Here is a 20844-nt window from a genome sequence, read left to right on the forward strand (position 1 = left end):
GGGGCCCGTTCACGGGCCCCTCATGGTCAACTGCGGTTGGTCACGTTGCCGGGGTGTCGTACGGCGGCCTGGTAGCTCTCCAGGACGAGGACCAGCTGGTTCATCTGCTGGGCGAAACGGTCGGCGTGCAGGTCACTGATGTGGCCGGTGCTGGCGAGCAGGCCGGTGACCGGGCCGAAGGCCGCGTCCAAGCGGGGATTGATGACGTCGCCAAGGCGGTCGCGTACCTGGGTGGCGTGGCGGCGCAGTTTCCCGTGGAGCCGGTCGGCCTCGCGAGCGGTGTCCTGGACGAGGGAGGCCAGCGCGCCGAGCGCGGTACCGCGCCGCAGGCACTGGTCGGTCAGGCGCCGGTAGCCGTCCTCGCCGAGGACCGTTCGTACCGACTGGGTGCCCGGCCCTGGGCTGATCTGCGGGTCGGGAGCCGAACGATCGGGCGCGGGAGGCAGGTTGGTCTGGGCTGCGGTGCCCCGGATGCGGCTGACGCGGTTGGTCATGGCTGGCGGGCCTTTCCTGTTGAGGGGCGAGGTGGGAGGTCAGCGGATTTCGCTGTAGGAGCAGGTGCTGGTGTGGCCCTCGTCGCCGGTGAACGTGTCCGGCACCGTGTTCGTGTGTGCGATGTCCTCGGGCCGGAGCGGCGGGAGGGCGAGGTGGGTGCCGAGGTCGGCGAGGTGCCGGACGGTGGCGAGGGGGACCTGGCTGGAGCATTCGGGGCAGGGGCCGAGGAGTTCGAAGGGCTCGTCGTCGTAGATCGGGAAGCGGGCGAGGAAGACGTACTTCTCGTTGGTGTCGGGGCAGGTGGCGGTGGCCAGGACCGGCTCGCCTGGGGTCGTGCGGCGGCGCTGCCAGTCCGGGGCGGTGGCGATGTGGTTCAGGGAGAGGCCGAGGGCGGCGGCCAGGCGTACGGCGGTGCGGGCGTGTTCCTCGCCTCGGTAGCGGCCGTGTGGGCTGACGGCGGTGTTGTGCCGGATGAACACGGCGGCGGCGTGGGCGCGTTCGGCGAGTGACGTCATGGGCGTGTGGCTCCTTCACGGTTGTGGCGGTGAACGGTGAGGGGTTGGTGGGTGCCGCACTGATTCCGCCGGGGCGGCACCCGGCGGGGTCAGGGGTTGGTGGCGGCGAGGGCCGCCGTGGCGGCCTTGCCGATCGCGGTGACGGCCTGGGCCGGGTCCGTCAGCTCCAGGAGGGTGGCGCCGGGCAGCGGGCGGGGATCGGGTTCGAAGGCGAGCCACAGCACCGCGCACCCCGCCGCGCGGAGGGTGGTGATGCGGTCTGCTGCGCGGGTGGCCTCGTCGGCGCGGTAGCGGCCGTCGGAGGCAATCACTAGCAGGCGGCCCGCGCCGGGTGTGGCCAGGTCGAGGGATGCGGTCAGGGCGTCGGCGGCCTCGGCGAGGCTGTGGCCGCCGCCGTCGGCGTCGAACTCGGTCACCCGTGCCGGTGTGCGGCCGGGTGCGGTGATCGCGGTCAGGGCCCTGCGGTAGGCGATGGTTGCGGTGCGCGAGTCCGGGTCGGTCAGTGCGGCGGCCTTTGCGATGATCCAGGCGGCCGAGGCGATCGGGGCGGCGGCGGCGTGCATCGAGCCGGAGACGTCGACCGCGACACCCACCCGCAGGGGCGGGGTGGGGCCTTGGCGGCGCTGGGTGCGGATCCAGGGCTGGGCGGTGGGGAGGGCGCCCGCCGCCTTCTGCGCGTCCCGGGCCAGGGCGCCGCGCATGCTCAGCCGCCCGGGCGGGACCGCCGAGGCGGTCACCGTGACGGTGCGTTCCCGGTAGGCCGCCGCCCGCAACGCCCGGGCCAGCCGTCCCGCCGCTGCTTTCTCTCCGGCGGTGGGCGGGCGGGTACCGGTTACCGGGGAGGGGGCGTAACGGGCCTTGCTGCGCTGGCTTTCGGGGGTGAAGGGGCGTGCCCCGGGTGTGAAGACCTTCCTGGCGATCTCGGCGGCCTGGCGGGCGTGGGCGGCCTGGGCTGCTTTGGCACGGGCGCGGGTGCTGCTGGCGGCACTGGCGCGGGCTTGTGCCGCCGCTTGTTCGGCTTCGTTCGCCGCTACTGCTGCGGCGATCTTGCCGACCACGTCGGCGAGTTCGCCCCTGGAGCCGGTGGGAGCGGGAGCGGGTTCCGGCGCTTCGGGCGTGGCTCCGAGGGCCTGGCACCAGGCCTCGGCGTGCTTGATCATCGCCTGTGCGTCGTCGTCGGCGGTGGCGTGGGCGGCCGTCCAGATCTGCGCGAGGGTGTTCAGCAGGTCGGGGCCGAGGAGGGTGGTCAGTGCCTCGTTGAGGGGCTGGGTTTCGTCCGGGTCGAGGATGCCTGCGTCCCGGCGGGCCAGGATCAGCCCCGCCGCCGCCCCGGCCTGCCAGGGGTCGGTGGGCGTCTGGCTCGTGAAGTCCGGCAGGACCAGGCTCTGGATGGCGGCCCGCAGGAAGCCCCGGTCGCCGGGGCGGCGGGCCAGGTGCGCCTTCTCCACGCGTGCCTCTTCCAGGAGCTGGGCTGCCGCGTCAAGTGCGGTGCCCCGCAGGGCGGCTGGTGTGCTCCAGCGGCTGTGGGCGGCGTGGGCGGCCTCGTGGGTGAAGGCTCCCCAGGCGGCCGGGTAGCGCAGTTCGTCGCCGACCTGGGTGGGGCGGATGGTGGCGGGGTTGAGCGGGGCGAACAGGGCGGCGTCGATCTCCAGTTGGGCGAGGGCGGGGTAGAAGGCGGCCGGGGCGCCGGAGCGGGTGCCGGGCTCGCAGGTGACGATCACGTCCTCGCGTCCCGCCAGTTCCGGAAGCCGCTCCCCCAGGGCGGCGGAGATCCGCAGCCACTGCGCGGCCTGAGGGCGCGGGCGCGGCTCGTGGAGGGGGCCGCCGTCGTCCGCCCAGCGGGCGAGGTCGCATTCCAGCTCGGTCAATGGGGGCGGTGCGGGCAGAAGGTGTGCGGGTGCAGGCATGGGTGATCGGGCCCTTTCCGGGAGGAGGCTGGCGGGGGGTGGGGTGGCCGGGTGTGTTCCCGGCCCCCTAGGCGGGTGTGTTAGAGCTGGCGGCCCAGGGCCAGGGCGGTGACCGGGCGGCCGATGGCCTTGGTGACGATCTCGGCGACCGTGTCGCGGTCCTCCAAGGGGGCGATGCCGACCAGGTTGGCGAAGGCGGCCTCGGTGCCGAGTACGTCGGCGATCTTCTGGAAGGCGATCAGCTCCCGCAGTTGCGGGGCCCATCCGACGTCTCCGGCCTGCTGGCTGGCGGCGAGGTGGCGGGCGATGCGCACCGCCGTGCGGTTGATCTTCAAGGCGGCGGCCAGGTCGTAGTCCGAGCCGACCTGGATCTGCACGCTGAACCGCGAGGCGAGGGCTTCGGTGAGGACTGCGCCGTGCACGCCCGGGTTGTGTCCGGCGATCACGTAGAAGCCGTCGGCGGCAGTGATCGTCTCGCCCTTGTGCGCCTTGACCTGGATCTGCCTGCGCCCGTCCATCGCCGGGTACAGGGCGGCCAGCACCTTCGGGGAGATCAGGGTGGCGTCGTCCAGGAGGAGGGCACGGCCCTCCTGCATGGCGGTGACGAGGGGCCCGTAGATGAACTCGTAGCCGCCACTTGAGTCCTGGGTGTACTCGCCGATCAGGTCACCGACCGTGGTGTCACCGTCCCCGGCCACCGTGATCAGGTCCGGGAAGGCCGCCTCGATCAGCGAGGTCTTCCCCGTCCCCGGCGGCCCGTACAGCAACACCGGCACTTGCGCCTCCCGGAGCCGCCGCAGTGCCTCGACATCCGGTAGCTGCGCCAGCGTCCTGGGGTGGTACTTCTGGCCGTTGGGCCGGGTGATCGGCTCCGGCCGCCCGCCCGGCGACGGGGCCGTTGGTGCCTGCCTGGCCGACTGGTGCGGCACCGAGGCAGCCGGGCTGGGTTCGGGCGCGGGTCCCGGGGCCTGCTGGGCTGCTGCGCCCGTCATGGAAGTCGCCTGGTAGGTGCGGGGTTTGGCGCCCGACCGTTCTGCTTCGCCCCGGCACACCAGCGTCTCGCAGGCGTTGCCGACCGCCCCGCCCGAATGCCCCAGCATCCTCGCCAGCTCCGTCACCGTGAACCCAGTGCCCGGGCTGGCGGCGAGGATCTTGGCAATCCTCGCCCGTAGCTCGCCGGGGCGGGCCTTCCCGATCGGGCCGGGCGGCGACCCCGCCGGGGTCGCGGGCGCACTGGGCGGCGCGGAGTCCGCCTGGCCGGACGCAGGGGTGGACGATGCGGGCGTGGAGGCAGGGGCGGGCGCGGCAGGGCTCGTCATCGGGCGAATTCCTTTCACTGCTTGACCGGGAACCGGCTAATTCGAATTCGAAAATAACCACCCTCTGGACACACTCCACCCGTCATCCGTTTTCGGGAGGAGCCCATCCGAGGGATTTCCTTTCCCGGTCTCCCCGGGAACAATTCAAATATAGCTCGACCTGCACCCCGCTTGAAGCGGGATTCCGGCTTGATAATGCTGGAATTCTCGTGAATTCACGACCGTTTTTCAGGGGGAATTCCGCCGGTACGACGCAAGGCGTCGTGGCCTGCGGCACACACGACCAGAATGCAGACACATCAGTCGCCTGGAACGGGCGGATTCGAGTGTGTGCGCGGATCGGCCTGAAGGTGCGGCCTGGGCCGGGACGCCTTCACCCGCCCTCGGACCGCCTCTCGGTCGGGGCGGCCGGTTCCAGGGGGACGCCGGAATAGGCATGGGGTGTGAAGCTGAAGGAAGTGACCGACAATGTTGCTGACAGCAAGGCGAGTTGGCAGACGTGTCGACATGTGCGAGGAGGCAGCCGGGCCGCCCAGCTGTTGGAGATCGGGATGCGTTGCTGCACCGATATACAGTCGCCCTCACCCGCAGATGGCTCGTAGAGCCCCTGGCCTGCACTTTCGGGTGGACCGAGGATGTCGTATCCAAGCGTGCACACGGACGCGACGGTGGATACGACACCGGATACGACGGGGCGGACGTCATGGGCTCACTGGTCAGTCCAAGATCAGTCCGGTGGATTCGGTCTGAACCGCAGGGCGTTGAGCCGTAGACTTCGGCAGGGAACGCCGACGACGTCTGGCCGGTGTGGGCCCTCGTGGGGAGGAGATCGCATGCAGGACCCTTCGGACTCGATGGAGATCGTCGAGCCTGAGGAGAACGGCCAGAGTAATACCGCCGACTCATCTGTTGTGGACGATTCGACACCCAACCCGGGCATCGACCCAATAACCGCATCGACGGTCCTAGCGGAGGTGCTCCCAGGGGTTGCTGTCGTCTTCGGTGAGGTCCCGGCGGAAATCAAGCCCGATCTGATCGACTTCGGGCTCGTGCCGGCGGCAGACCTCAAGCAGATCTCCACAGTCCTCGCCTCGATCGGAAACACTGCGACCGTGGCCGGCAACCTCGGAAACGCATTCGCCAGCGTGCAGGGGCTCTACAGGATCAGCGACGCGACACAGGCCCTGCTGAGGGCCGGCGCAACCCTCGCCGTCAAGGATGGCGCGAACCTCGGAGCAGTGTTCGCCAACGGCAAGATTGTCGCTCAGGCCCGCTTCCTCCCCTTGACTGCGGTGAGCGCGGCGCAGACCGCGGCTGCGATCGGGCCGGCGCTGGCCATGATCGGCCTTCAGATGCAGCTGAGTGAGGTCACGGGCCTTGTCAGGACCAACATCGCGCTGACGAGCCAGGTACTCACAACCATCCGCAACGAGCAGTGGGCCGAACTGACGGGCCTCGTCGCCACCGTCGACCGCGCGGTCGACCACGCGCGAGAGGTCGGATCGGTCCCCACCACCTTGTGGCACAAGGTCGCGGACAAGGAGGCGAACCTGGTTAAGCAGCTTGAGCTGTACCGGCTGAACGTTCGCGACCACATCGGGCAGATCCATGAACTCGGCCTGCATGGCGGCCGTGAGTATCTCCAGACGAACGCTGCGGCGATCTTCTTCGACGCCAACGCCCTGCTGTCTTCCCTGAAGGCATGGACCGGGTATCAGGCGCTCCACGCCGCGCGGGCGAGGGCCGCTGGCCCCGATGACGCCGGCGAGGCGCGGCTCTTCGACATCATTGCGCGCGACACTGGCGAAGAGCTCGGTTCCGCTCTTGCCGAGGCGACGAGCCTGGTCGACTCGCTGACGCGGGAGCTACGAATCATCGCCGAGCTGCCCGGACGCGACACACTGCCACTGCCCTGGAAGCGCCGGGACTCGAACGCAGCCCGCCAGATCTCCGCCCGTCTTCTGGAGGCGATCGAGCCTCTTGCCGATGCCCTCCATCCGCCGGCCCCTCCACTCGAGGCTCCGGGCGTCGTCTGCGCACCGGAATCGGTGGCTATCGAGCCGTACCTGCGCATCCTGCGGTGGTTCCTCGAGGACGGTGAGACGCTACGCGTCCTCGGCTTCCCCGATCAGCCCGATGCCCTGGATCCGATTTCCGCGGTCCTCGGCGGAGCGATGGAGAAGTTGGCGGCAGCGTGGGACGAGGCCGCGGCAAAAGCACTGATCGCCGTCACGGATCGCCGCATCATCACGGCCAAGACGAACGCGTTCCTTGAGCAAGGTGAGATCCGTCAAGTCATCCCGACTGACCGGGTGCGATACGTTCGAGCAGCGACCACACAGGACAAAAGCGCGCGCTTGGTGATCGACCTCATCACGCGCGACGAGAACATCCGGTGGCTCTTCCACGCCGACGTCGACAACACTCAAGTGGGCGCGCTAGCCGCCGTGCTTGCCGAGTCGATGACGATCCCGGACGTTGAACGCGATGAGCTTCAACGGCGGCGCTACCCCTCCATCGAGGCGGGCAGGAAGGGTGAAAGTACTGGCCCGAGGTCTACAGGGCCGTAATCCGCCTTTCGACTCCACACGCGCCGTACTCTGGCCGCCCTCGATGAGCGCACGCTGAAGCGGATCGCGAAGGCCCGGGCCAGGGCCCGCAATCCGGAAGCTGTCAACGCGACCCGGGCACGTAGTTCGGTGTATAGCCGCGCCTACGGCGGGCGTGCGGAACGACCAGAGGGCATCTCCAGCCCAACGTAGCGCTTGGTAAGTCTCCTTGAGCATGAAGGACCCGGAGTCACCCCGAAATGTCGCGGGTCTCAGCTATAACATTCCGGTGCTCCCCGCCTGCTGTCGGCGGGCCCCTCGAGCAGTAGGTTGACAACAGGGAGTTCTCCGTGGCGCTGCCCCCGAGCATAGGTCCGTACAGACCACTTCACCGCATCGGCGCCGGAGGCATGGGGACGGTCTACTTCGCGTACCACCCCGTGACCGGGAAGCCGTCCGCGGTCAAGGTCCTCAGCCCGGACTACGCCAACGACCGTCACTACCGGCAGCGCTTCGTACGTGAAGTCGAGGTCCTTCGCAGGGTGTCGGGTCCCTATCTGGTGCCGCTGGTGGACGCGGATACCGAAGCTGAGGTCCCCTGGCTCGCGATGCCGTACGTGCCGGGTGAAACGCTGCAGCAGCACGTACATTCCCACGGAGCGCTCCGGGGTCAGAATCTCCTCACCTTCGCTGCCGCCGTTGCCCTCGCGCTTGCCTACATCCACGCAGCTGGCGTCACCCATCGGGACCTCAAGCACGCCAACGTCATTCTCGCGGCGGATGGACCGCGCGTCCTCGACTTCGGCATTGCCGGCCACGTCGATGTCACAGCCTTCACGCGCACGTCCGTGCCTCGGTCCGGAAGTCACGGCTGGATGGCGCCCGAGCAACTGACGCGCGGCGAGATAACGCCGGCGTGCGACATCTTTGCCTGGGGCATCCTGGTGGTCTACGCCGCGGCTGGCAGTCATCCGTTCGGGCTGCCCACCGCCATCGAGCACCGCATCATCCACGCGGAACCGGACCTGCGGTCTGTCCCCGACGGCCTCAGGCCTCTGGTGTCCCGAGCTCTTCACAAGGACCCGGACACTCGGCCCACCGCCGCGCAGCTGGCTCAGCAAACCGCAGGCCTGCTTGGTCCGTCGGGCACCGTGGTCCTTCCCACGGTCGCATACACGCGCCAGGCCTCGCCTGCCACGCCCGAGGAAGCGACGCCGGCACACAATCTGCCCTGGACGATCTCCGCCTCCGGGATCGACCTCGCGAGAACTATCCCCTTTACAAGGGGTACGGGCTGGCGCAGTGGACCGGCAGCACGAGAGTTCCTCGACGAGGCCACAGTCACCCTGTCCCGCCTCCGGGAGACACTGGCACGGGCCGAGCCGGCTGGCGATGACATATCCGCCGCGCGTGCCGCTCTCGGTGGCGCCTCCGCTGCGCTGGCTGCCGCCCGCAAGGAGTACGAGCAGGCCGGCGGCGCCGACTGCGAACCTGCGGCCCAAGCCGTGGAGGCCGCCACGGCGGCTATTTACGACATCCTCGCCAGGCAAGTCGAGCAGCAGGCGGAACAGCGTGAGACCCGGAACCAGAAGCCCCGGCCTCGCAGGCGCCGAAGGGTCCTTGTTGCTGCGGGGGCTGCCGCTGCTGTCGCCCTCACCGGCAGCGTGGCCTACACCCTCGGGCGACCAACCCACTCAACCGCACAGCCTCCGGGCGCAGCCGGCACCCATCAAACAACAACAAGCGCCGCTCCCACCACCTTCGCCCCCTCCATTAGCAACCCTTCCCCCACGGACACCCCGACGACTGCGACTCCGACTCCCACAGCGACGCCTGTCACTGTGCTCGGCGGCCTGCAGTTCACGCTCCCCGCTTCTTGGGACACGAGCCAGGTGCCGCAGGACAGCCTGAACTTCGACGACGGCATGGACAGCCGGTATGCAATGGACCTGGTCCCTCACGACGGCAGCGACACCGGAGGCCTGGCCGTCGAGTGGGCCCCTGGGATGACCAGTATCAAGGGAGGCTCCAACGGCACCTGGAACGACAACTTCGGTATGTTCGGCATCCGCTTCACCACAGGCGGCCCCAACCCATCCGCTGGTGGAACGTATCAGTTCGACCAGGAGGTTCGTGAGCAGACCGTCACACACGCCAGCGTGATGCAGCAGCTCCCGGTGGCAGGCGAACAAGCCCAGGCGTGGACCGTCCACACCGACGTCTTGCCGGATCACAACCACACGCGCGCCGCCGTCCACCGCGTATGGTTCCTTCCTTCTTCCCATTACGTGCTGTACGACTACGGGACCCTGGAGCCCAAGCGAACCGCCGAGATCGACGCCATCCTGAAGTCGGCCAGATTCACAAAGGTCGACATGCCGCTGGACTGCGTGGACGCCGTTGACTTCCTCGACACCGCTGCCGTCGGCGGGAACCCGGAGGGAGACGACCCGTCCCAGAGCTGCCTCGACTTGACCCTGAACTCAGCAGGTACTGCGGGCACGGCCGCAGACTCGACCGCGCTCGATCCTGGGACCACGAAGTCCAAGACTGCCGCCGCCTGTCTCAGCCTGGTCAGCGTGTACGGCATCAGCAACGTGGCGGGCGACGCCAGCTACACCCGGGCTCGAAGGAATTGCGACTTCCCTCGGAGCCGGTAAGCCTTATGCCGCGCACCCTGCGCGGGACGCCTTCAGCGGAAGCCAACAGTCGCCATACCACTCCGCCACCAAGGGCGTTTCGGTGGCTCAAGACCCGCGGGCTGGAAGCGGTTCACCCAGCTCCCGGCCACCGCCCCGAGACCAGGAAGGAGAGCAACCCCTGGCCTGTGGGACCCAGAGCTTCCGCAATGTCATGCGACGACTCAACGCCACCAACGGGGACATTACGGGCGCACCGATGAGGCGATCACCGAGTGGAAGCCGCTGAGGACTCGAGGCTGGGAAGAGCAGCGAGGCAAGCTGCTGGCGGGTGTAGGGCTGATGCGTTCTCAGCCAGCGAGATGAATTGATCGCGTGTGTATGCGTCGCCGCGGACGGTTTGCCCGGTTTGCCATTGAGCGGTGTGCATCGTGAAGTCGCAGGTCACGGGTCTGGTGTGAATGGCGAGTTGGGTACTCGTGGCGGTCGGCGGCCGATGACCATGGCGTAGATCATCGGGCAGGTCCGGCTCTGGCGGGATGCCGGGTTCGGCTGCGCCCACGACCGGCTCCCGCCTACGATTCGTCAGTAGGTCGGCACGCCGTGAGAACGCGGGAGGGCGCGGGGGATGCAGGAGCGGCAGCGGATCACCGCTCGCCGGAGCGAACTGGACGCTTTCGCAGAAAAGTTGGGCAAGCAACTCCAGGAGGCAGGCCGAGCGGCACGAACTGGCGATCGCGGAGCGGAGTGTTGAAACCGCCTGGCCGAGCAGGCCCGGGCCGACGCCGGGCTGTCGCTGCGGCATCGGCGAAGGTGGCCGGGCGGGCAGTCCTGCTCATCCCGCACCGCGGCGACGCGGCCGACGAGGGCGGGCTGCCCGGCGACTACCGCAAGATCCTGGCGATCGTGCGGGAGGTAGACGGCCCGGTGCAGGTCAGGGCGGTCGGCGAGCGGTTGGGGCTGGACGCCTCGGTACACGGCAAGCTGGAACCTTTGCGGGCGAAGATGACCAAGCTCGGCGCCCGGGGCTGGCTGCACAAGCGGGGCGACGGGCGGTTCACGGCACGTCTGTAGGCGCGCGGGGCGGGCCCGTAACTGACGGGCCCCCGACGGCAATGGGGATCGCCCTCCTGCTAGAGCACTAACGGCCGCTGAAGAAGTCGGTGAGGGCGGCGGCGACGGCCTCGGGCTGCTCCTCGGGGATGTAGTGACCGGCGTCGGGCACGATGACGCCGGTCACGTTCTCGGCCCACGGGCTGATGGAGGCCGCCATATCCGGGATCGAGCCGTGGCTGCTGGAGATTCCGAGGACGGGCGCGGTCAGTCGCCGCCGCTCGAGTGCCGCGCGGTTCTTGCGCGCGGACTCGGCGGCGTCGCGGTAGTAGGCGAGGCCGGCGCGCAGGCCGCCATCGACGGCGAGGGCCGCGCCGTAGTGGTCGAGCTCTGCTTCCTCGAACGCGTCGGGCGCGAGGGACTTGGTCTTCAGGAACCAGCTGATGTACTCCCGCTCGCGCCCGGCTATCAGCGTCTCGGGAAGATCGGGCACCACGTGGAACGCGAAGTGCCAGGTCTTGAACGCCAGAGTCGGGTCGAGGGGGATCGCCTCCGGCATGGTGATACCGGGAATTCCGGCGTCGAGCAGCGCGACCCCGTGCAGTCGGCTCTCGTAGTTCAGGGCGAGGGAGAAGGCGACCCAGGCGCCGATGTCGTGCCCGGCGAGCCAGTAGTCCCGCACGCCGAGAGCGTTCACGGCGGCCTGGATGTGCGCGGCGACCGTGTGCGTGTCGTAGCTGAGCTCCGGATGCTCGGAATTGCCTTGGCCCGGCCGGTCGATCGCTATGACCCAGAACCGATCGGCGAGAACAGGCATGACCTTTCGCCAGGCCCACCACGTTTGCGGGAACCCGGTGAGCAGGACGACGGCCGGTCCGTCCGGCCGACCGCCTTCGACGGCGTGCAGGCGGACGCCGTCGGCGTCGACCCAGCGGTGCGTGAATCCGGCCAGGTCATGCAGGGGCAGGGCGGGGACGGGGTGGGTCATGGGAATCCTCCATCGAGACGGGTGGACCGTGATTCGACGCTAGCACGTCTTGAACTGATCAGTCCAAGATGGGAGGATGGGCCGCATGGCAGGCAAGAAGCAGTTCGACATGGACACGGTGCTCGACGCCGCGATGATCCAGTTCTGGCGCTCCGGCTACGCCGACACCTCGCTCGACGATCTGTCCCGGGCGACCGGCCTGAACCGCAGCTCGATCTACTCCTCGCTCGGCGACAAGGACGCGCTCTTCCTTCGCTGCCTGGATCGCTACGCCACGCGCTACGGCGACAAGTTCGACGCCGCCCTCTCGTGCGCGGCCGAGGACCCCGTCGCCGCCGTCCGTGCGTTCTTCGACGTCACCCTGGGGCGCATCGCCGACCCCGCCGTGCCCGACGGATGCCTGATGGCCCAGTCGGTCATGGCGAGTCCGGCGCTGAGCCCGAGCGTCGCAGAGCATGTCAAAGAGTTGTTCGGCCGCCAGCGCCCGCGCCTGCGCACCGCGCTGAAGGCCGGCGGAATGTCCGACGAGAACGCCGAGGACTTCGCCGTACACGTAGCGGCCGTGAACCAGTCTCTCGCGGTGATGGGTAGGGCCGGGGCGAGCCCGGAGCAACTCCGGGCGATCGTCGGGGTGACCGTCGACGCGCTCGCGCGAGCGCTGAGACCGGTCGGATAGCTGGCATATCAAATTTCTGCCTGAGAGCCATAGGCGCTTCTCAATGTTCGGAGGGGCAAGACAGATGGCTGATAGCGGAAATACGCATCACGGAGCCCTGCACGGCGGTGACCTGCGCCGACGTGCAGGGCTCCGTCGTGCCACCGCGTTGCCCGTTGTCCGGCGATTGTCGTCTGGTGCCCAAGCGCCGATACCGGACAACCGTGAGCCCGCTAGAAAAGTCCGTGTCGGGGCCAACGCCACTGGCGGGTGAGCTGCATCTTTACCTCATCTGCCGGCTCCGGATACGGGGTGCGATGAGGGCTTGAGTGGCCGGTTCTGGTTCGATGCCAAGCTCGGCGAGGTGACGCGTGAGGCGGATGTAGGTGTGCCGGGCGGCGTCGTGGCGTCCGGCGGCTTGGTAGAGGCGGATGGTGTGCTGAGCGAGGCGTTCGTGGTCGGGGTGGACGGTGCCCAGGTGTTCCAGTAGTGCAAGGACTACATCGAGCTCACGCGGCGTGGCGCCGGCGCGTTCGGCTTGGCGGGCCAGGCGGAGGGCGGCGTCGGTGGCCTTCGTAGTGAGGTGTTCGCGGACCGTGTCCGCCCACAGGTAGTCACTGCCGTGGGCGAAGGGGCCTCGGTAATGGGACAGGGCGTCGCGTACGGCGGAGAGGGCATCGCTCCGTGCTTCTTCCGTATCGGATGCGGAAAATGCCTCTTTGAGGCTGCGACTGAACTCCGCCAGGTCAGTTTCCACGAGTTCTGGATTGAGTTTGTGGAGTTCCCCTTGCAGCAGGATGAACTCCTGCGCCGTGATGCCGGTAGCGGCGCGCAGGGCGCGTCTTACGGCGCGGCGCAGGTTTTTGAGTGCGTTCTGGTCGCTGCCGGGGGCGAGGTGGAGTTTGTCAGCGATGTCGGAGGCGAGCAGGCCCGTGGGGTGGGCGGCGAGGAGGGCGAGGAATTCGTGGACTTCCGCCCGCAGGTTGGTGCCGACGGGGTCTTGGTGGCCACGGGCGTAGAGGGTGATGGGGCCGAGGACGTGAAGGCGTACGGGCTTGGTCTGTGCCGGTCGCGTGGGCTCAACCGCATCCGGGTGCAGGATCTCGACCGGATGCGGGTGCGTGGGCTCGACCGCATCCGGGTGCGGGGGCTCGTCGTCCGCCGGAGGCGGGGTGGGGGTTTCGTGTTCGGAATCGGGGCGCGGGGCTTGGGTCGGGAGAACGCGCAGGCGGGGGCGCTGGCCGTGGGCGGTGAGGAGGACCTCGGTCACGTCTCGTCCGGCCTCGGGCGTGAGGTGGAACAGCCTGAGTGTCCCGGGTACTTGACCGTGTCCTTCACTGGTGACGGTGCCGTCGTCGGCGATGTGCCATGAGCTGGAGCCGGGCAGCATGGTGCCCAGGCTGAGGACGATCAGGGTTCCTGGTCTGCTGCGCGAGGCCAGCGCCTGCAGCTGTCCCGTGTGGGCCGCGTCAGGCGTGGCGAGCAGGAGCAGGGGGCCCGGCTCGGTCTCCGGAGCGGAGTGTGGGCTCGCCTGCAAGGTTGCCGCGGGCGCGGTGTCCTGCTCGTCGTGTGCGCGGGCGTGGGCGATCAGGTGCTGTTCTGCGTATCGGATGGCGTCTGCGAGGTCGGCGCTCTGGGTCAGGGCGCTGAACTCAGCGGGCAGTCCTGGCAGCAAAGTGTCTGCCAAGTCCTGGGGGACGACCGCCGTGACGCGTGGTGGCCCGGGGCGGCGGCGTTCAGCGGCGGTGAGGACGCCGACCAGCAGGGCGCGGGCGGCGCCCTCGGCGCCGGGACCGGTCCAGGCGCAACCTCCAGTCACGGCCAACTCGTCGAGGGGGACCTCGGCGTCTTCCCGTACGCCGATGGTGACCGTGCCCGGGGTAAGGGGCTGCTGGGGAGGGGTGCGGCGGGGGGCCAGGAGGTGGGCATCGGCTGGCTGGCGGGGCCGGGTTGCCGCGTGGGCGGCCTGTGCGGCCTTGTCCACCAGCGGGCTCAGAGCAGGTACGTCCGTCTCCTGGCCGGGCTCCCGCCGGCGGTGTTGGTGCCAGTACCAATAGCGGCGTGCGGCCAGCAGGCCGGCCGCCGCGGTGATGCCGATCAGGCTCGCCTCCCCAAAAGTGATGGCAGCGGGACCTTGTGGGGCGGAGGGTTTTGCGGTCGTGGCCTCGTCGTGCCGATCGGACTGTGCGGGAGTGTGTTGGCCAGCCTCCTGTCGGCCAGTGTCCTTGCGGTGGTCGAGGGTCGGCGGCGCTTGCGCCGGTGCGGGCTCGGAGGGCTTCGGGGGTGTGGTAGCCGGTGCCGGATCTGTCGGGGCGGGAACAGATGCCGGCGGCGGCGTGGCGGCCCCGCTGGCGGGGATCGTCAGTTGCCACCCGGGCAGGATCAGGTCCGGGTCGGTGAGCCGGGCTCCGTCGCCTTGGACGCGGTCCTTGTTCAGCGCATAGATGCGCGGCCACTTGAGAGGATCGCCCAGGTGCATGCGCGCGATATCCCACAGGGTGTCGCCTTCGACGACCGTGTACTCAATGTGCCGGACGGCCTCAGCCTCTCGCGCCTGTCCGGGCAGTGTGGAGTGTGTCGTAGTGGAGTTGGTCGTCGTGGCGCGCGCCGAGGCTGGTTTGTCTGCGGCCCGATGCCGGGTCGAGACAGGGATGAGAGGGGCTGTCGCGGCGGTGTGCGGCCGTACGTCTCCCGGGGAGAAGGGCTGCTGGGCACTGGCCGTTTCGGGGCGCCAGAGCCCGATTAGTGCGACGACGAGGGTGCCGATGCACAGCGCGGCAAGCGAGCCCTTCACCGATAGGGCAGCGACGTGTTCATGGTGTGCGTGGCGGTCGCGCAGCAGCTGCGGAAGGTGGGTGACGTACCAGATGGTCTCGCGGACCACGGTGTAGGCGAAGCCGGCCCAGCACGCCCAGCCCACGACGGCCAACAGGCTGATCATCAAGGGGTCGCTGACCGGCTGCGTCAGCCGTTGCCCGACCTCGCCGAGTGAGGAGATGTGTTCCGGCCAGGGCACACCGGTGGCTCGCCATAGGACGTAGGGCATTCCGGCCAGCAGGGTGAGCGTGACGGCCAGGGTCCCGGTGGCCGTGGCGGCAGCTGTCAGGCGCTGGCGCAGCTGCGGTGGGTGTGTCATCGCCGGTTCGCTCTCGTCTGCGAGTGGATGGTGAGGTGAACGGTCCTATGGGGTGGTGCGTTCGGCGTGCGCGGTGCTGGTCGCGTGCATGGTGAGGGTGCGCAGGCCGATCAGTTGCAGGATCTGGGTGCGCTGGTGATGGGTGACATGGACGGTGACGGCTTCGCCCTGGACGGTGGCGGTGGCGCTGTCTCCGGTGGAGGCGACGTATGCACGGGCCGCCGCTGCGGCCTTGTCGCGTACAAGCCGGACCTCTTCGCCGTGCCGAAGACGGCCGATGTCCAGTTGCTGGGCGCCGGTGCGGGCGGCTTCCTGCGCCACATCCAGGGCCCGAGCCTTACCGGCCAGGGCGAGGCCGCCGTCGACCACGATCCCGGCGAACAGCCACAGCGCGGCGAAGACGCAGACGACGAACGCGGTGACCTGCCCTCGGTCGTCCCCGGCCGGCAGCCGAACACGGACCTGAGTCAGATGTTCTCGCAGTCGTCGTTTCACGGGGTGCTCCTGAAGGTGTCAACGACGGAGAAGGCTGTGTCGGCCAGCGTCACGTGGCCAGGCAGCCCGGTGTGGGTGAGGCGGCCCAGATCGGCAGTACAGGAGATGCGCGCCGTCACGGTGGCGCCCGGCGTGAGCCCGCCGGTGGCAAGGCGGACACTCGGGCGCCTGCAGGAGGCTCCCGCCTCGCGCAGTGCCTCGCCGGCGGCACGCTCGGCCTGGGCGTGGGCGTCCTTGTCGGTGCGGGCCAGGGAGGCGGCGCGGGCTGCTTGGTGGGCGGCGTCCGCCACGACCAGACGGGCATCGGCGAGCAGCCCGAAAGCCACCACGACCAGGAACACGAGAACGAGCAGCGGCGTGACGAGCACCAGCTCCACCGCCGCCGAGCCCGTCTGCGCGTCGTCGCGTGTGCCGCGCGGCGCCCCGATCACGGCTGACCTCCGGTGGGTGTGGTGATCCTCTCCGTGGGGCCGGAGGCGGTGCCGGAAGCGTGCAGCACGAGGCCCGGGACGGGGAGAACGCGGACCACCGCCCCCTGCACGCGCACGGTGGTATGGGTGGCGCTGCGCTCGGCGGTCACAGACGGTGCGGTCAGAACGCGGCTGCCCAGCGCTGCGAGGCTGCGTCGCGCCTGAGCCCGGCCGGCCGCCGCGGTGCCGTTCTCGGTGCGGGCGGCGGCCAGGGCCCGCTGGGCGGCGTACTGGGCGATGTGCCGTGCGTGCCAGACCAGCGCGAACTGCACCGCCAGCAGCGCGATCAGCAGCAGGGCCGGGACGACGAGCACCAGCTGGGTACTCGCCGCCCCGCGGTCGCCGCGCAGTCTGCGACGGAACGTGGTCACCGTTTAGCCGCCCAGGTCGATGCTGTTCGCCTTGGCGGTGACCTTGGCGACGATGATGCCCACCACGGTCAGGCCCAGGATCGCCAGCAGGGCGGTAACGACGATGGTCTCGGTGGTGTAGCCCGCGTCCGAGCGGGCCTGTCGGCGAAGTTCGGCCAGGTGCGCGCGTACCAGACGGGCCAAGAGGTCGAGTTGGAACATGGTGGTGCTCTCCCTACGCGGTTGATACTCGTACGGGTGGGCGCTTCAGGTGATCGACATGACGTGGGCGAGGGCCGGGTAGCCGATCAGCAGCAGGAACGCGGCGAACAGACCGACCACGGGCAGCGACATCCGCTCGGTGGCCGCCTGGGCGGCGCCGTCGGCCTCCGAGATCCTCCGCCGCCGCATCGCCCGCGCCTTCGCCCCGAGCGAGCCGCGGATCTTGGCGCCTTCGCTTCCGGCGAGATTGAGCGTCGAGGCCAGCTCGGTCAGATCCGTCACGGCCAGGTGCCGCCCCAGATCGCCCAGGTGGAGCCAGGGGCTGGTGCGGGTGAGCTGGGCGACGTGCAGGGCGTGCCGCAGTCTCGCCGCCGCCCACCCCTGCGGTGCGGCCACGGCCTGGGCGAGGGCCTGCTGGATTCCGGCGCCGCCGGCGAGCGCGATCACCGTCAGGTCCAGGACGAGGCTGAGGGTGTGGCGCATCTCGCGGCGTCGCCGCGCGGCCTGCTGGCGTACCGACAGGTCGGGCGCGAAAAACAGCACGACGGCCAGGGCGAGTGAGCCGGCCAGCGGCACCCACCAGCCCGCCCCGATACCGGCCCCCAGCCGCAGCAAAAGCGTGGCGGCCCACGGGCCGACCAGTCCGGCGACGGCACAGACCGCCTTGCCCGCCAGGTGCCGTTCCTCATCCGTGCCGCACACGGCCAGGTCCGCGCGCAGCGAGTCGGTGGGAAAACCCAGCGCCCGCACCAGCGGTACGGCACATCTGCCCAGCCGAGTAGCCCACTCCACGTCACCCGCCTCGCCCGTACGTAAAACCGTCTGCGGTACAGGAGTGTTGAGTGCGGTGAGGACATCGGCGAGCGCGGGCCGGGGCGGACGCAGACCGTAGACGAGGGCGGTCACCCCGGCGCCGAACAGGGCGCCGAGCAGCATGACAATCACCGGGCACCTCCCGGCTCAGCACCCGCCGTGGTGCGGGAAGCGGTCGTGCTGATGAGCCGCACGGGTTCCTCGATGCGCCCGATCACGCTCAGGTAGGTGAAGCTGGCGGCGAACAGGGCACCCACGGCCGCGAGCACCATCTGCCCGGTCAGCGAGTCGAAGGGGTCCATGTAGGGGCGGTTGAAGACCACCAGCCCCAGCACCATGCCCAGAGTGACGCTGACAGTGACGCGCACTCCGGTACGTACGCTCGCCCGTCCGGCGTCGATGCGCTGTCGCATGGCCACCTGCTCGCGCACCGACTCGGCCAGCTCCCCCAGCAGCGGCGCGAGGTGACTGCCCTGTTGCTCGGCCGCCATCACGAGCGCGGCGACCACGACATCGGCCAGTGGGTCATCGGCCTCCTGCGCGAATGCCCGCAGCGCGGTCGGCAGGGGATGCCCGGAGCGGACGGCGGCGGCCAGCTGCCGCATCTCGGGTTCGAGCGCTGCCGGGGCGATGTCCGTGGTCGCCAGCACCGCCTGCTCCAGGCCTGCCGCGGCGGAGAGGGTGTCGCGCAGCATCTCCGTCCAGGTGGCCAGCGCCTCCATCCGCTCCGTACGCCGGGTCGCGTGCCGGTCCGGTCCGAGCAGGCCAGGCAGGGTGAGCACGGCGATGGTGGTCAGTACCGCCGCTACCGGCCATGTCGTCAGCGTCCCGGCGACCGCCCCGGCCGTCACCGCGATCACCACGCGCCGCGTGGTCCAGTCCGCCGGCAGCCGCGATACCAGTGCACGCCACAGGCCGGGCCGCTCCTCGCGCGCCGCCCGCCGCACAGCCCCGTAGCCGATGGCCACCAGTCCGAGCCCGAACACCGTCCCCCACGCCACCGCGACGCCCGTCGAGGCAGCGGGGCCGATCAGGCTGTTCATCAGGCTGCTCCCCACCACTGGTAGGCGGCTTCCCGGGCGTCCAGCCCGGCCGCGACAAGGTCATTGAGGGTCTCGGTACGCGGTGGAGTGGCGGGCACGGCACGCCCGTCGGGGCCCGGGCGGTAGACCTCGTTGGAGACGATCTGTGCCCCGTCCGCGTCGATGACCTCGCGCACCGAATCGATGACCCGTCGGCCTTCGGCGTCCCAGCCCAGATGGACGACGAAGTGGACCGCGGAGGCCACCATCAGGTTCGTCGCCTCCAGGGTGAGCCGTTCCGGGGATTGCGCAGCGTAGGAGGCGAGTTTGGTGAACACCCCGCGCGAGGTGGAGGCGTGGATGGTGGACAGCGAGCCGTCGTTGCCCTGGCTCATGGCGTTGCACATCGGGATGACCTCGGCCCCGCGGATCTCTCCGACGATGACCCGGTCCGGGGACATCCGCAGCCCCCACCGCACCAGCTCCGCCTGGTCGATGCCGCCCTGCCCCTCGATGTTCGGCTCCCGGGCCTGCATGGCCACCACGTTTGGGTGCGCCACCGGATCGGCGTCCAGGCCGAGTTCGAAGGTGTCCTCGATCGTCACCAGCCGTTCGTCGGGCGGGATCTCATGGGCGAAGGCTCTGAGCACCGTGGTCTTGCCGGCATTGGTGCCGCCGCCGATCACGATGTTCTTACGCGCCCGCACTAGCGCCCGCAGGAATCTCGCCAGCTGCTCGTCGCACACGCCCAGCCGCACCAGCTCCGCCATCGAGGTGGCCGGGAAACGATGACGCCTGATCGTCAGCGACACCCGACCGGTGACCGCCATCACCGCAAACAGCCGTGAACCGTCGGGGAGCTGCAGGTTCAGGCGCGGCATACCCCGGTCGAAGCGCCTCTCCTCCCCGCCCGTACGGGCAGCCAGTGTGCGGACCAGTTCCACTAGTTCCTCATCCGAGGCGGCCACCGGTGCCTCACGGCGCCATGCGCCTGCCGCGTCCTTGACCCACACCACATCGCAGCCATTGACGCAGATGTTCTCGATCCGCTCATCTGCCAGCAGCCGCTCCAGGCGTCCGGTACCGAACAGCGCGTCCTTGACCGCCTGCGCGATCCGCTCCTCCACGGCGGCATCCATCACCGAACCACCCCGGGCCAGCGCCTGACGCCGCTGCTCCCCCAGTTCCTCCGCAAGGAGAAGTCCCACAGTGGCTCGCCGCGCCGCTTCATCCTCCGGCGGCAAACCCGCCGACTCGCGCTCGCCGGCGTACGCCGCCAGCCGGGCCGCCACGCGCTGGCGCACCAGGTGCACCACTTCCTGTTCACCACCAGGCATCACCCCCGGCGGCATCAGCAGCTCGCTCATGATCCACTCTCCCTGGCTCCCGGCACCCGAACCAGACCCGTCCGACTCCGGCCACCCAGGTGCACCTCGTGCCTCTCGGTCACACGGCCACCGTCCGTGGCGCTCGTCCTCATCGTGCTCTCCTGCGGATCTACCAGCTGACGCGCCAGCATGCGCGCGGCGGTCATCAGCGGTGACGGACGAAACCCGGCGATGCGCAACGCGCTCTGCTTGGGGTTGTTCATCGCGGCCACGCCCTTGGCATCCCAGGGCAGGAAGACCACGCGCCTGATCCCGAGCGTGTTCGCGATCTCGTCAGCCGGGTACGGGCACGGCCCGACCACGGCCAACGTCAGCCGCCCGGCACACGCGCCAACGTCCAGGCCGCAGGCGGACACATGGGTCAGCGGCTCCGCCCCGCCGCGCGTTACCAGCACGACCTGATCCGCAGCCTGGAGCAACGGCTCGACATCCTCGCCAAGGCGGCCCACGTCCAGCAGCACCGTGCCAAGATCACGACCATCTCCCAGCAACACACGCCGCCCGGCCTCACCAGCCAGCAGCCGCACAGCCTCCCGGCACGGACCACGGCCAGGCACCGCGACCACCGCCCGCACACCAAAGGGCAGTTCACTCACCGCCCCCAGCAAGGAGCCCGGATACGGCTGCCCAGCCGCCGCCGCGACATCCAGCAGTGACGGAGACGCCGGCAGACCAAAGCGGATCATGAGGTCACCGCCAGAGGGATCCGCCTCCACCATCACCGGCCGCACCCCACCATCCGCCTCCACCGGCCACACAGCGGCAAGGGCCAGCGCCGTCGTCGTCACCCCCGGGGCGCCCGTGACCGACCCGAGAACGACCATCCGC

General features: G+C 69.7%; 18 protein-coding genes. 4 read left to right on the forward strand and 14 right to left on the reverse strand.

Annotated features, from left to right (window positions below):
- Positions 1-26 precede the first annotated feature (26 nt).
- The 4 genes from BFF78_RS08200 to BFF78_RS08215 form a co-directional block, all read right to left on the reverse strand.
- Positions 27-494 carry a hypothetical protein gene (locus tag BFF78_RS08200; protein ID WP_069777673.1) on the reverse strand — a complete coding sequence of 156 codons (468 nt, stop codon included), beginning with the start codon at positions 492-494 and terminating at the stop codon, positions 27-29.
- A 39-nt stretch (positions 495-533) separates the two neighbouring features.
- Positions 534-1010 (reverse strand): hypothetical protein, encoded by a 477-nt coding sequence (locus tag BFF78_RS08205; RefSeq protein WP_069777674.1) that lies wholly within the window; start codon positions 1008-1010, stop codon positions 534-536.
- A gap of 89 nt (positions 1011-1099) precedes the next feature.
- Positions 1100-2917, reverse strand: coding sequence for a VWA domain-containing protein (locus tag BFF78_RS08210; protein ID WP_069777675.1), 1818 nt, complete (start codon positions 2915-2917; stop codon positions 1100-1102).
- Positions 2918-2997: 80 nt separating this feature from the next.
- Entirely contained in the window at positions 2998-4077 is a 1080-nt protein-coding gene (locus tag BFF78_RS08215; RefSeq protein ID WP_079161776.1) for an AAA family ATPase, read from the reverse strand.
- Positions 4078-5069: 992 nt separating this feature from the next.
- Between BFF78_RS08215 and BFF78_RS08225 the strand changes: the two genes are divergently transcribed.
- From BFF78_RS08225 to BFF78_RS08235, 3 genes are all read left to right on the forward strand, one after another.
- On the forward strand, positions 5070-6806 hold the full coding sequence (locus BFF78_RS08225; protein WP_069777677.1) for a hypothetical protein: 1737 nt from the start codon (positions 5070-5072) through the stop codon (positions 6804-6806).
- A gap of 329 nt (positions 6807-7135) precedes the next feature.
- Positions 7136-9445, forward strand: coding sequence for a serine/threonine-protein kinase (locus BFF78_RS08230; RefSeq protein ID WP_227025763.1), 2310 nt, complete (start codon positions 7136-7138; stop codon positions 9443-9445).
- Positions 9446-10237: 792 nt separating this feature from the next.
- Positions 10238-10498 carry a hypothetical protein gene (locus tag BFF78_RS08235; RefSeq protein ID WP_069777679.1) on the forward strand — a complete coding sequence of 87 codons (261 nt, stop codon included), beginning with the start codon at positions 10238-10240 and terminating at the stop codon, positions 10496-10498.
- A gap of 67 nt (positions 10499-10565) precedes the next feature.
- Here BFF78_RS08235 and BFF78_RS08240 read toward each other — a convergent pair whose 3' ends face one another.
- Positions 10566-11465, reverse strand: a complete 900-nt coding sequence (locus BFF78_RS08240) for an alpha/beta fold hydrolase (protein WP_069777680.1) — start codon at positions 11463-11465, stop codon at positions 10566-10568.
- 85 nt (positions 11466-11550) lie between these two features.
- On the opposite strand from BFF78_RS08240, the gene BFF78_RS08245 reads away from it, so the two are divergent.
- Entirely contained in the window at positions 11551-12141 is a 591-nt protein-coding gene (locus BFF78_RS08245) for a TetR/AcrR family transcriptional regulator (protein ID WP_069777681.1), read from the forward strand.
- 262 nt (positions 12142-12403) lie between these two features.
- On the opposite strand, the gene BFF78_RS08250 is transcribed toward BFF78_RS08245, so the two are convergent.
- From BFF78_RS08250 to BFF78_RS08290, 9 genes are read right to left on the reverse strand one after another with little or no spacing between them, the layout of a single operon-like run.
- Positions 12404-15256: a BTAD domain-containing putative transcriptional regulator gene (locus BFF78_RS08250; protein ID WP_069777682.1), complete on the reverse strand. Its 2853-nt coding sequence runs from the start codon at positions 15254-15256 to the stop codon at positions 12404-12406.
- 45 nt (positions 15257-15301) lie between these two features.
- Entirely contained in the window at positions 15302-15751 is a 450-nt protein-coding gene (locus tag BFF78_RS08255; protein WP_069777683.1) for a Tad domain-containing protein, read from the reverse strand.
- Complete coding sequence (locus BFF78_RS08260; RefSeq protein WP_069783461.1) at positions 15748-16128, reverse strand: TadE/TadG family type IV pilus assembly protein; 381 nt, start codon at positions 16126-16128, stop codon at positions 15748-15750. The genes BFF78_RS08255 and BFF78_RS08260 overlap by 4 nt, the downstream gene beginning before the upstream one ends.
- Positions 16129-16178: 50 nt before the next feature.
- Complete coding sequence (locus tag BFF78_RS08265) at positions 16179-16592, reverse strand: TadE/TadG family type IV pilus assembly protein (RefSeq protein WP_069777684.1); 414 nt, start codon at positions 16590-16592, stop codon at positions 16179-16181.
- A gap of 3 nt (positions 16593-16595) precedes the next feature.
- Positions 16596-16793, reverse strand: coding sequence for a hypothetical protein (locus tag BFF78_RS08270; RefSeq protein WP_069777685.1), 198 nt, complete (start codon positions 16791-16793; stop codon positions 16596-16598).
- A 45-nt stretch (positions 16794-16838) separates the two neighbouring features.
- The gene (locus BFF78_RS08275; RefSeq protein WP_079161211.1) at positions 16839-17738 is read right to left on the reverse strand and encodes a type II secretion system F family protein; all 900 of its coding nucleotides are present in this window, start codon (positions 17736-17738) and stop codon (positions 16839-16841) included.
- A complete protein-coding gene (locus tag BFF78_RS08280) occupies positions 17735-18649 on the reverse strand; it encodes a type II secretion system F family protein (protein ID WP_069777687.1) in 915 nt (304 codons plus the stop codon). The genes BFF78_RS08275 and BFF78_RS08280 overlap by 4 nt, the downstream gene beginning before the upstream one ends.
- The gene (locus BFF78_RS08285; protein ID WP_069777688.1) at positions 18649-19995 is read right to left on the reverse strand and encodes a CpaF family protein; all 1347 of its coding nucleotides are present in this window, start codon (positions 19993-19995) and stop codon (positions 18649-18651) included. The genes BFF78_RS08280 and BFF78_RS08285 overlap by 1 nt, the downstream gene beginning before the upstream one ends.
- Positions 19992-20840 (reverse strand): MinD/ParA family ATP-binding protein, encoded by an 849-nt coding sequence (locus tag BFF78_RS08290; protein ID WP_261340736.1) that lies wholly within the window; start codon positions 20838-20840, stop codon positions 19992-19994. Before BFF78_RS08290 ends, BFF78_RS08285 begins: the two co-directional genes overlap by 4 nt.
- Between the last annotated feature and the right edge of the window lie 4 nt (positions 20841-20844).

Origin of the sequence: Streptomyces fodineus (assembly GCF_001735805.1) — a bacterium.
In the GTDB taxonomy this organism is placed as follows: Bacteria; Actinomycetota; Actinomycetes; order Streptomycetales; family Streptomycetaceae; genus Streptomyces; species Streptomyces fodineus.